At 66.4% G+C, this 11,865-nt stretch carries 11 protein-coding genes; 7 read left to right on the forward strand and 4 right to left on the reverse strand.

Going from position 1 to position 11,865, the window contains the following annotated elements; genetic code table 11:
* Positions 1-12 precede the first annotated feature (12 nt).
* Genes CRM90_RS24820 through CRM90_RS24840 form a run of 5 tightly spaced genes read left to right on the forward strand, consistent with a single transcriptional unit; the run spans position 13 to position 4,757 of the window.
* Positions 13-906, forward strand: coding sequence for a class II glutamine amidotransferase domain-containing protein (locus CRM90_RS24820; protein WP_102809566.1), 894 nt, complete (start codon positions 13-15; stop codon positions 904-906).
* Positions 894-1,580 (forward strand): protein glxC, encoded by a 687-nt coding sequence (locus CRM90_RS24825; RefSeq protein ID WP_102809567.1) that lies wholly within the window; start codon positions 894-896, stop codon positions 1,578-1,580. The genes CRM90_RS24820 and CRM90_RS24825 overlap by 13 nt, the downstream gene beginning before the upstream one ends.
* A complete protein-coding gene (locus CRM90_RS24830; protein ID WP_102809568.1) occupies positions 1,581-2,915 on the forward strand; it encodes an FMN-binding glutamate synthase family protein in 1,335 nt (444 codons plus the stop codon).
* A complete protein-coding gene (locus tag CRM90_RS24835) occupies positions 2,912-4,108 on the forward strand; it encodes an NAD(P)/FAD-dependent oxidoreductase (RefSeq protein ID WP_102809569.1) in 1,197 nt (398 codons plus the stop codon). Before CRM90_RS24830 ends, CRM90_RS24835 begins: the two co-directional genes overlap by 4 nt.
* The gene (locus CRM90_RS24840) at positions 4,083-4,757 is read left to right on the forward strand and encodes a helix-turn-helix domain-containing protein (RefSeq protein WP_199190043.1); all 675 of its coding nucleotides are present in this window, start codon (positions 4,083-4,085) and stop codon (positions 4,755-4,757) included. Before CRM90_RS24835 ends, CRM90_RS24840 begins: the two co-directional genes overlap by 26 nt.
* On the opposite strand, the gene CRM90_RS24845 is transcribed toward CRM90_RS24840, so the two are convergent.
* The gene (locus CRM90_RS24845; RefSeq protein WP_142391448.1) at positions 4,729-5,589 is read right to left on the reverse strand and encodes a hypothetical protein; all 861 of its coding nucleotides are present in this window, start codon (positions 5,587-5,589) and stop codon (positions 4,729-4,731) included. The two genes, CRM90_RS24840 and CRM90_RS24845, sit on opposite strands and share 29 nt — an antisense overlap.
* A 213-nt stretch (positions 5,590-5,802) precedes the next feature.
* On the opposite strand from CRM90_RS24845, the gene leuA reads away from it, so the two are divergent.
* Positions 5,803-7,680: a 2-isopropylmalate synthase gene (gene leuA / locus CRM90_RS24850; RefSeq protein WP_233209495.1), complete on the forward strand. Its 1,878-nt coding sequence runs from the start codon at positions 5,803-5,805 to the stop codon at positions 7,678-7,680.
* A 29-nt stretch (positions 7,681-7,709) separates the two neighbouring features.
* The gene (locus CRM90_RS24855) at positions 7,710-8,096 is read left to right on the forward strand and encodes an SHOCT domain-containing protein (protein ID WP_102809572.1); all 387 of its coding nucleotides are present in this window, start codon (positions 7,710-7,712) and stop codon (positions 8,094-8,096) included.
* Positions 8,097-8,189: 93 nt separating this feature from the next.
* Here the strand turns inward: CRM90_RS24855 and CRM90_RS24860 are convergent, their stop codons facing one another.
* The 3 genes from CRM90_RS24860 to CRM90_RS24870 all read right to left on the reverse strand — a co-directional run bounded on the left by CRM90_RS24860 (position 8,190) and on the right by CRM90_RS24870 (position 11,862).
* Entirely contained in the window at positions 8,190-8,396 is a 207-nt protein-coding gene (locus CRM90_RS24860) for a hypothetical protein (protein WP_102809573.1), read from the reverse strand.
* A gap of 119 nt (positions 8,397-8,515) precedes the next feature.
* Positions 8,516-10,831, reverse strand: a complete 2,316-nt coding sequence (locus CRM90_RS24865) for a putative bifunctional diguanylate cyclase/phosphodiesterase (RefSeq protein WP_233209496.1) — start codon at positions 10,829-10,831, stop codon at positions 8,516-8,518.
* 41 nt (positions 10,832-10,872) lie between these two features.
* Positions 10,873-11,862, reverse strand: a complete 990-nt coding sequence (locus CRM90_RS24870; RefSeq protein WP_102809575.1) for a DEDDh family exonuclease — start codon at positions 11,860-11,862, stop codon at positions 10,873-10,875.
* Between the last annotated feature and the right edge of the window lie 3 nt (positions 11,863-11,865).

Raw genomic sequence — 11,865 nt, forward strand, 5'->3', positions numbered from 1 at the left:
GAAGGAACAACCATGTGTGGGATCGTGGGTCTGCACCTGCGCAACCCCCAGCTGTACCCCCGGCTCGGTGAACTGCTGACCGGCATGCTGTGTGAAATGTCCGACCGGGGAAGCGATTCCGCCGGAGTAGCCGTCTACGGTGATCCACGCTGGTCGCCGCCGGGTAAGGGCACCGTCTCGGTGCTCGACGTGGACGACAGCCCCGATCAGATAGCCGAGGCGCTCCACGCGGCGCTCGGCGAGGTGTCGGTGCACCGTGTCGACGAAACCTTGCTGGTGTCGGCCGATGTCGCGGCCAAGGCGCTGCACGCGGCGGTCACGGCACACTACCCACATGCGCTCATCGCCGGGTTCGGCGCAAGTGTGGCTGTGCTCAAGGGAGTCGGGCATCCGAAGGCCCTCACCGAGGCCTGGGGGCTGGCTCATGCGCAGGGCTGGCAAGGGGTGGGTCACACCCGGATGGCCACCGAGTCGGCGGTGATACCGGCCGGCGCCCACCCCTACGCGGTGGGCCCGGACCAGTGTCTGGTGCACAACGGCTCATTCGCCAACCACGCCACCATCCGCCGCGACCTGCGGGCCCAGGGCGTCATCTTCGACAGCGAAAACGACACCGAAGTCGGTGCACGCTTCGTGGCCGACCAGCTGGCCCGGGGCCGCGACGTCGAGACCGCGCTCAAGGAGTTGTGTGCCACCTTCGACGGCTTCTACACGCTGCTGGTGTCCAACCACGACTCGTTCGCGGTTGTCCGCGACGCGATCGCCTGCAAGCCTGCCGTGATCGCCGAGACCGACGACTGGGTGGCAATGGGTAGCGAATACCGCGCGCTGGCAGGACTTCCCGGCGTCGAGAAGGCGGTCATCTGGGAGCCTGAACCGGAGGTGGTGTACGCATGGACGAGGTGACGACCTTCGATTTGGCGTCCACACCGCTGCGCGAGGTCAACGCCGCCCTGCACGCGCCGGGCCTGTCCGGTGAAGTCGCGATCACCAACCCCGCCGGTGCGCACAACGTCGCGGTCGGCGTCGACGCCCCGGTCCGGGTCCGGATCGACGGCCACGTCGGCTACTACGCCGCCGGGATGAACAAGCAGGCGGAGGTCATCGTCGACGGCAACGCGGGGACCGGAGTGGCCGAGAACATGATGAGCGGCACCGTCTGGGTCAAGGGCAATGCCTCCCAGTCGGCGGGCGCCACCGCACACGGCGGCCTGCTGGTGATCGAAGGCGACGCCGCTGCACGCTGCGGGATCTCGATGAAGGGAGCCGACATCGTGGTGGGCGGCAGCGTCGGACACATGAGCGCGTTCATGGCCCAGGCGGGACGGCTGGTGATCCGCGGCGATGCCGGTGAGGCACTGGGTGATTCGATCTACGAGGCCCGCCTGTACGTTCGCGGCGCGGTCGCATCGCTCGGGGCGGACTGCATCGCCAAGGAGATGCGCGCCGAGCACCACGAAGAACTCGGCCGCCTGCTCAAGGCCGCCGGATTCGAGGACGACGACACCAGCTCCTACACCCGCTACGGCTCGGCCCGCCAGCTGTACCACTTCCACGTCGACAACGCAGAAGTTTATTAGATGACATACACCAGAGACGACCGCGCCCGCCTCGGCCTGCGCGAGTCAGCCACCTTCGACCGCGGCACCATCGCGGCGATCCAACGAGCCGCCGAGACCGGTATCTACGACATCCGCGGTTGGGGCGCCAAACGCTCGCTCCCGCACTTCGACGACCTGCTTTTCCTCGGCGCGTCGATGTCGCGGTATCCGCTCGAGGGCTACCGCGAGCGGTGCGGCACCGACGTCGTACTCGGCGACCGCCACGCCAAACACCCACTGCACCTGGACATCCCGGTGACCATCGCGGGCATGTCGTTCGGAGCGCTGTCCGGGCCGGCCAAAGAGGCCCTCGGTCGTGGGGCCAGCGAGGTCGGCACCTCGACCACCACCGGTGACGGCGGCATGACCCCGGAGGAACGCGGACAGTCGAAACATCTTGTCTATCAATATCTTCCGTCGCGATATGGGATGAACCCCGACGATCTCCGCAAAGCTGACGCCATCGAGGTCGTACTCGGTCAGGGCGCCAAGCCCGGTGGCGGTGGAATGCTGCTGGGACAGAAGATCTCCGAACGGGTGGCCGGTATGCGGACACTGCCCGAAGGCATCGACCAGCGATCTGCCTGCCGGCATCCGGACTGGACCGGCCCGGACGACCTGACCATCAAGATCAACGAACTGCGTGAGCTCACCGACTGGGAGAAGCCGATCTACGTCAAGGTCGGTGCCACCCGCACCTACTACGACGTGAAACTGGCGGTGGCGGCGGGCGCCGACGTGGTCGTCGTCGACGGTATGCAGGGAGGTACCGCTGCCACTCAAGACGTGTTCATCGAGCATGTCGGCATCCCGACGCTGGCCGCGGTACCACAGGCGGTGCAGGCGCTGTCCGAGCTGGGCGTCCATCGCAAGGTACAGCTGATCGTGTCGGGTGGGATTCGCACCGGTGCCGATGTCGCCAAGGCCATGGCTCTGGGTGCCGACGCGGTGGCGATCGGTACCGCGGCGCTCATCGCGCTGGGCGACAACGACCCGAAATACGCCGCCGAATACGAAAAGCTCGGTAGCGCAGCCGGTTTCTACGACGACTTCCAAGACGGTCGCGACCCGGCCGGTATCAGCACGCAGGATCCCGAGCTTGCGGCCCGCCTCGACCCGATCGAGGGCGGCCGCCGCCTGGCCAACTACCTGCGGGTGCTCACCATGGAAGCCCAGACCATCGCGCGCGCGTGCGGTAAGGCCCACCTGCTGCACCTGGAACCCGAGGACCTCGTCGCGGTGACCATCGAAGCCGCCGCCATGGCGCGGGTGCCGCTGGCGGGGACGTCGTGGATTCCCGGAGCGGGGCTGTGAGCGAGACCGCCGATGTCGTCATCGTCGGCGGCGGCATCGAAGGGTGCGCCGCCGCCTGGGCGTTGAGCCAGCGCGGAATCACCGATGTCGTTGTTCTCGAACGCAATACCGTCGGATCCGGGATGACCGGCAAGTCCAGTGGTATCGTGCGCTGCCACTACGGTGTGAGCTCCCTGGCCGCGATGGCCACCGTCGGCCTGGAGGTGTTCGAGAAGTCTCAGCAATTTCTCGGAGATCACGCAATCGACATCGGCTTCCGCCAAACGGGATACGTCGTCGGCGTCGGCGAACCCAACGTCGACGCGCTGCGGAGCAGCATGGCCGCGCAGCGCGCCGTCGGTGTGCAGACCGAGGAGATCGACGCCGCGGAGGTGGCCCGATTGTGGCCGTGTGCCGACCTGTCATCGTTCGCCGCGTTCGGATGGGAAGCGCGCGGCGGGTATGGCGACGCCTACCAGACCGCCCAGGCGTTCGCCATCGCCGCGCGGGCGAGCGGTGTACGAATCCGCCAGGGCGCCACCGCCACCGGACTGCTCACCGACGGCGACACCGTCACCGGGGTGCACCTGGCCGACGGCACGCAGATCAGCGCCGGCAGCGTCGTGGTCGCCACCGGGGTATGGACCCAACCCTTCCTGGCGCCCTATGGAGTCGACGTGCCGATCCGGGTGGTGCGCGAGCAGATCGTGATGATCTCGCCGGGCGTCGATCTGGGACCGGTGCCGGTGTTCTCCGATCTGGTCTCACTGCAATACGTGCGTCCCGAGGTCGGCGGTGACGTGCTGTTCGGCAACAGTGACCTGTCCGATGTGCTGACCGCCGATCCGGACGACTACCTCAACCGGGCCACCGAGGACTTCATCGATCTGACCGTCGACAAGGTGGGCACCCGATTTCCCGGTTTCACCGGCGCGGCCATCACCTCGAGCTACGCCGGATGCTACGACGTCACGCCCGACTGGAATCCCATCATCTCCGCCGCTGGCCGCGACGGCCTGTTCGTGGCCGCCGGCTTCAGCGGTCACGGGTTCAAGATCGCCCCGGCGGTCGGGCGCCTGGTCGCAGACCTCCTCGTCGACGGCCGCAGCAGCGATCCACGGATACCCGAGACCGATTTCCGGCTGTCCCGCTTCGCCGAGGGCGAGTTGCTGAAGAGCCCGTATCCGTATGTGGGTGCGGGGCAGATGCGATAGTGCGCTTGTGACCGATCTGCTCCGCAACCAATCGGGGACCGCCCGCGATCGCGACCCGCACGAGCCGGTCGCGGACGTGGAGTTCGAGACCGCGATCGCGCGCAACGTGCGGCAGCTACGTCAGCAGTTGGGCCTTTCCGTCGCCGACATGGCGACCAGGGTCGGCATCTCCAAGGCGATGATGAGCAAGATCGAGAACGTGCAGACCTCGCCGAGCCTGTCCACTCTCGCGTTGTTGGCCAAGGGGTTCGACGTGCCGGTGAGCACACTGTTCCGTGGCGCCGACGTGGAGCGGCCGGCCGCCTTCGTCAAAGCTGGTACCGGCGCGCGGATCGTGCGCAACGGCACGAAAGCCGGTCACGAGTACGAGCTGCTCGGCTCGTTGCGTGGCGAGCACAAGCGGCTGGAATGCCTGCTGGTCACATTGTCGGAGAAGAGCACGACCTATCCCCTGTTCCAGCATCCCGGCACGGAGTTCATCTACGTGCTCGAAGGCGTCATGGACTACGCCCACAGCCGCTCGGTGTACCGGCTGCATCCCGGCGATTCACTGCAGATCGACGGTGAGGGCGCACACGGTCCCGCGGATCTGATCGAAGTGCCGATCCGATTCCTGTCGGTTATCGCGTTTCCCGATTCCCAGGTCTAGCCGACCGGCCCTTGCCGTCCGAGGCCACCTTTCGGGTGCCGGCGGCCGTGCGCGATGCGCTGGGCCGCTTCGCAGCGCTCGGTGCGACGCTCTGCTGCGCACCGGGGACCGACGCCGACCGTCGGCTCTGACCGACCGCCGGATTCGTGGCCTCCGACGGTGACGCGGCGGCCGACGCAGCTGACGGAGCGGACTGCTTCGGAGCGGTGGCAGCGACGGGCTGCGGGGACTCCGCGGGTGGCGTTATCTGCAGCGCTTTGGCGATCGACGGCCCGATCGACAGCAGGTAGCCGAGCGGCCCCGGATTAAGCAGTCCGAAGGCCAGCTGAAACAGCGGGGTGGAGCAGCAATTGAGCGTGGTGTTGAGGTAGACCGCGGGCGCATCGATGAACGCCTGCAGCACAGTCTCCGGGGTGGACGGGTACTTGGCGGTGTCGGCGATCAACTGCACGATCATGACGCCGGGAGCGATGAACGGGCCGATCAGGCTGAGCGGCGCCATCACCGCGACGGTGGCCACCACGCCGGCCGCCGCCGCGGCGTGATCACTCATGGTCTGCACGATCTTCAGGGGGGTGCCGCCGTCCTGCCCGACGAGCCAGTGCGAATAGGTGGTGAAGTTCTTCGCCACCTGAGTCAGGATCGGCGCGGGCTGGTAGTTGACGACCATCGACGCGAGACTGGCGATATCGACCTGGACATTCGCCTGCAGCGTCTGCCAAGCGCCGGTGAGGGCGACCGGGACGGCGCGCGTGGCCGGCTGCGGATCTGTGGGCAGTGGCGCCAGCGCGATGGTCGCGGCCGCGGTCAACGAGACCCCCGTTGCGAGCATGGAGCGAACACTCAATTCCACGAACAACCCCCGATCACGGCTTGCGGCGTCGTCAATTTACCCTGCCAGCGAACTCTGGGGACTGGTATTGAACTCATGCTTTGGCCTGGTGGGACAACCGGAGTACAGTACGGACTTGTGCAGCGGGTGCTCCTCCTCGGACGCCGCGACGGGGTCTGATCCAGACTGGCTTCCCGTCGCGGGTGTTTCGCGATGCGCCGGTCTGAATCCAATCCAAGACACCCGGAGCCAATCGTGACCACCCACAAGCCGTCCTTTGATTCAGTGGACGCCTACGTATCTGCCCGCACCATCTCCACCCCCGCCGGCCCGCGACGCGATGGCCAGCCCTCCTGGAACACCCAGCGCAACTCCTCGATGCCGGTCGACCGGTACCGCTCGTTCGCTGAGGAAGTCGAGCCAATCAGCCTGCCGGACCGCACGTGGCCGGACAAGGTCATCAAGCACGCACCGTTGTGGTGTGCGGTCGACCTGCGCGACGGCAACCAGGCCCTGATCGATCCGATGAGCCCGGCCCGCAAGCGCCGCATGTTCGAGCTGCTGGTCAACATGGGCTACAAGGAGATCGAGGTCGGGTTCCCATCGGCCAGCCAGACCGATTTCGACTTCGTCCGCGAGATCATCGAGCAGGGCGCCATCCCCGACGACGTCACCATCCAGGTGCTGACGCAGTGCCGCCCGGAGCTGATCACCCGCACCTTCGAGGCCTGCCAGGGCGCGCCGCGGGCGATCGTGCACTTCTACAACTCGACGTCGATCCTGCAGCGCCGCGTGGTGTTCCGCGCCGATCGCGAGGCCGTCAAGAAGATCGCCACCGACGGCGCCCGGCTGTGCGTGGCGGAAGCGGCGAAATATCCCGGCACCCAATGGCGATTCGAGTACTCCCCCGAGTCGTACACGGGCACCGAGTTGGAGTACGCGGTCGAGGTGTGCAACGCCGTTGCCGAGATCGTGCAGCCCACTCCGGAGGTGCCACTGATCGTCAACCTGCCCGCGACCGTCGAGATGGCCACGCCCAATGTGTATGCCGACTCGATCGAGTGGATGCACCGGCACCTGACCCCGCGCGACTCGATCATCCTGAGCCTGCACCCGCACAATGACCGCGGAACCGCCGTTGCTGCAGCAGAATTGGGCTACCAGGCCGGCGCGGACCGCATCGAGGGATGCCTGTTCGGCAACGGTGAGCGCACTGGCAATGTGTGCCTGGTGACACTGGGTTTGAACCAGTTCTCCCGCGGCGTGGATCCGCAGATCGACTTCTCCAACATCGACGAGATTCGTCGCACCGTTGAGTACTGCAACCAGCTGCCCGTGCACGAGCGCCACCCCTACGGCGGCGATCTGGTGTACACCGCGTTCTCCGGCAGCCACCAGGACGCCATCAACAAGGGCCTGGACGCGATGAAAGTCGCTGCCGACGAGGCGGATTCGGATGTCGACGACATCCTGTGGCAGGTCCCGTACCTGCCGATCGATCCCAAGGACGTCGGCCGCACCTACGAGGCCGTCATCCGGGTCAACTCGCAGTCCGGCAAGGGCGGCGTCGCGTACATCATGAAGGCCGACCACGGCCTGGTGCTGCCGCGCCGGCTGCAGATCGAGTTCTCCCAGGCCATCCAAGCCATCACCGACGGTGAGGGCGGCGAGGTGTCGCCCAAGGAGATGTGGGATGCGTTCGCCGACGAATACCTGTCCCCCATCCGCCCGTTGGAGCGCATCCGCCAGAAGGTGGTCGGCGCCGAGGTCGACGGTGGCACCGACGTCATCGAGGCCGTCGTGAAGATCGACGGCACCGAGACCGAGATCACCGGCCAGGGCAACGGACCGCTGGCCGCGTTCGTCGACGCCTTGGGCACAGTCGGTTTCGACGTCAGCGTGCTGGACTACTCCGAGCATGCGATGTCGGCCGGCGAGGAGGCCGCCGCGGCCGCCTACGTCGAGGCGTCGATCGGCGGGCGCACGGTGTGGGGCGTGGGCATCGCGACGTCGATCACGACGGCATCACTGCGAGCCGTGGTTTCCGCGGTAAACCGCGCCGCCCGAATCGGCGCCATCCCAACAACGTAACGTTCTCTCGACGACTTAAGGAGTAGGTCATGGACTGGGGTTCAACGTGGGATTTCCTGTGGCACTTCCTGATCATCTTCGCCTGGATCGCCTATCTGCTGGTGCTGTTCCAGATCCTGGTGGACCTGTTCTGGCGTGACCACACGACGTCCGGCTGGATCAAGGCCGTCTGGGTGATATTCCTGATCGTGTTCCCATGGGTGACCGCGTTGATCTACCTGATCGCCCGCGGTCAAGGCATGACCGAACGCGCGCGGGAAGCCGCGATGGCCGCGAAGAAGGACACCGACGCCTACATCCGGGAGGCCGCCGGACGTTCTCCGGCACAGGAGATCGAGCACGCCAAGCAACTCCTGGATGGCGGGACCATCTCCCAGCAGGAGTTCGAGTCACTGAAGGCCAAAGCCCTCAGTTAGTCGGCGGATACCGCGTCGAACTGCCGGTCGATCAGCCCGGCTGGGTCATACCTGTCGGGTTGATCGATCGTGAATCCCGGCGTGGCCGTCCGATCACGGCACCGCAGACACCATGGTCGTGGTCACGGCCCCGGAAACCTCTGCAGGCGGCGGCGGGGTCGGGGTGGGGAATTTCGACTCCTGCCCCGAGTCGGCCGTGGTGCGGGTGGTGGTGGCGCAGGCACCGTCGGTGACGGCGAACAGCGCGAGCATCGCGATTGCCGCTGCACCGATCATCGCGGTGAGTGTCTTGTTGTTCATCTTCAGCCTCCTGCCAACAATGTTGTCAGTGGCCCCAACTCGGCTTTACGCCAACATATTTCGTCCAGAGCCTCGGCTCAGGGTCTTGGGGACAGATACACAGGATCCTGCGAGGGTTCCTATTGCCGTGTCTGTGCCGCCACCAGCTCCGAGATGTCGGTCGAGGAGACCGGCCGCGAGAAGTAGTAGCCCTGGCCGATGTCGCAGCTGTGTTCGCGCAGCCATGAGGCGGCTTCGGCGTCCTCCACGCCCTCGGCGACCACCGTGATCCCGAGGTTGTGGGTCAGGTCGATCACGGCGCTGACCACGGCCGCGGCTCTGGCGTCCGTCGCCACCGAGGCGATGAAATGCCGATCGAACTTCACCTCGTCGATCGGCAGATCGCGCAGGTAGCTCAAAGCCGAATAGCCGCTGCCGAAGTCGTCGATCGCAATCCTGATCCCGTCGTCGCGCAGCTGTTGCAGCACACCGGTCACCCGGCCCACCTCGTCGAGGACCAGGTCCTCGGTGATCTCGATGGTCAGCAGTCCGGGGGGCAGATTCCGTTCCTGCAGTACCCGGCGCACCGTGGCAGGCAGTTGTGCGTCGCGCAGCAGCGGTGCGAACAGGTTCACCGCGACCGGAACTTCCAACCCCATCGACACCCAGCGCGCACAGTCATCGAGAACCTTCCGGAACACCAGATCGGTGACCGGTCGCATCAACCCGTGCCGCAGGATCAGCGGCATAAACGCGCCTGGCCGAAGGACATTCAGCCGTGGGTGCGGCCAGCGCAGCAGTGCTTCCACACCTGCGATCCGTCCGGTTCTGAGGTCCAGCTTCGGCTGATAGACCATCTCGAGGCCACCGCGGTCGATCGTGCGGCGCAGTTCACCCAGCAGCCGCACCTGTTCGGCTCCGCTCTTGGCCGAGCGAGGTTCGCCGTCGCGGGCCAGTTCCTCGATGTCCGGATCGAGCAGCGTCATGTCCGAGCTGAAGGTATGCACCGTCGAATTACGCGACCGCTTCGCGGAGTACATCGCGGTGTCGGCACGTTTCACCAGATCCTCGGCCGTGATGCCGTTGTCCGCCACCGACGCAACGGCCAAACCCGCGCTGGGATGCATCAGCACCTCGTGTCCGTCGATCAGGAACGGGGTGTCGAATGCCGCGATCACGCGCTCGCACACCAGGTGTGCCTCGTCGACGTCGCCCTCGAGCAGCAACGCGAATTCGTCACCGCCGAGCCGTGCCACGGTATCGCCGGCGCGCAGACAGCTTGCGATGCGCTCGCCGACGCGGATCAGCAGGCTGTCGGCCGCCGGATGACCCATGCTGTCGTTGATCAATTTGAAGTCGTCGAGATCCAGCGACAGCACCGCGACAGACCGATTGTCGCGGCCGCGCAACGCCATTGCGTGCGCCAGCCGATCCCGGAACAACGTGCGATTGGCCAGCCCGGTCAAGGGGTCACGCAACGCCTGGTCGGCTGCGGCCGCGAGTAATCGCCGGTTCTCCCAGCCCGAAAGGACCTGTCGGGCGCAGATGAGGGTCATCAGGATCGGAACCAGGATCCGCAGCAGACCGGACATGACGAGCGCCGGCGCCACCGTGCCTGCGATCAGCAGCGGCACATAAGGCAGCCACAGGGCGATCGAGGATTGCGGTACCGGCGTCGGCAGGACAGGTGGGCGCGGCCGGCGACTCAGCAACGCGGCCGCGCCGAAGCACGACATTCCCAGTGCCCAGCCAATACTCGTGACATGTCCCGGGTGATAACGGTTGGAGCCCTGCAGGACGGCGAATGCGACTCCGGAGAAAGCCATGACCGTGACCCCTCCCACGAGAAGCCACATCACAACGTTGTTGCCGGCACCGGACCGGACGACGAACACCACCGCCCCGACGAAGACGAACAGAATGAACAGCGGGTACAGCAGCGCGCGCCCCTGCTCGGCGCTGCCCACTCCGGTGGCCTGATACACGTTGCCGAGTACCACCACCCACAACACGAGGAACAACGACGTGGCGACGATCAACGCATCGAACAGCAGCCGGATACGTGAGCCCGGCGTTGGTTCGGCCGGGAACTGCAGGAAAGCAACCGGGGCCAACACGACGAAGATCAAGTACAGGAAGTCCTCCGGCGACGGGAACAAACTGCGTTCCAACACCAGAGTCAAGTACGCGCGGGTCAACTCACCTAGGGTCCACGCCGCCAAGGCGATGGCCATGGTGGTCCAGGCCCGGCGGCTTCGTCCGTGGGCCGCGCGGGCCGCGACGACCGCGCACACCCCCGCGTACGCTCCGAACGCGGCGAAAGCTACCCCGTCGACCATGCGGACGGCATGGTCACCGCCCCACTTGAACGCGAAACCCAAAGCGAGCAGCAGACAGCTGAGCGCCGACAGAAGGATGGGCGCGGCCGACTGCAGCAGGCTCCTGCGATCGTCCACGGCATCATCACCTCGGTGGACGATGCTAACGGTGCGACCAGTTAGAAAAGGGCGAACTGCTGACCCTGGTCAACCGAGGGCGCGAAGTCGTCGAGTCCGGTGCCATGTGCGACTGAATCAACCGAATCCATGAACTGCCGGTCGGACACCACCGGCACCCCGAGTTCCCGGGCCAGATAGCCCTTGCCCTGTTCGGGTGTGCGCGCATTGCAGATGACCAGCGAGGTCTCCGGGTCGACGGCATCGGAGTAGGCAAGCCCGGCGTGGATGATGCGCTCCACGAGTTCTTCGTGGGTGCGATCCACCTCGGCCGACAACGCGACCCGCATGCCCTGCACCAGGGGCGCACCCCGTCGGTACGGCCCCGGATTCTGGTACGGGCAGGGCATCCGGGAAGCCAGCATCTTCAGCGGCCGCAACTCGTCGTGGGTGACCTTGCCGTTGGGCCAGCGGCGCCTGGTCACGGGCCGGACCGGCAGCCACACCTCGCGCTCGCGAGCGCGCTGCAACGCGGGGCTCAACACCCGCGACAACACCAGGGCGTCGTCGAAGGCGTCGTGAGCGCGGGTCTGCGGCACCGCCCAGTGCCGCGCCAGCGTCTCGAGCCGCAGGTTGTCCAGTCCGAGGTCGAGGCGGCGAGCAAGCTCGACGGTGCACATGACGGTATCGACGGGCAGCGCGGTCTCGGCGAGTTCAGCCTCGCTGGACAGGAACGCGTAGTCGAACGCGACGTTGTGGGCGACCAGTGTGCGGCCGTGCAGGAGATCGATGACATCGGGGGCGATATCGGCGAACGTCGGCTGATCTTCCAGCATCTCGGCGGTGAGGCCATGAATGTGGGTGGGTCCGGGATCGACTCCGGGGTTGAGCAGGCTGACCACGGAGTGCTCGACACGGCCGTCCGGATCCAGCGCCAGCGCGGCGAGGCTGATGACCCGGGCGTGACCGGGCCGAAAACCCGAGGTCTCGACGTCAACCACGACCCAGCCGTCCCCCGGCTCGCGGGCTGGTCGACCCCAGGTGTGGCTCACACA

Origin of the sequence: Mycobacterium sp. ENV421 (assembly GCF_002887815.1) — a bacterium.
Taxonomy (GTDB): Bacteria; Actinomycetota; Actinomycetes; order Mycobacteriales; family Mycobacteriaceae; genus Mycobacterium.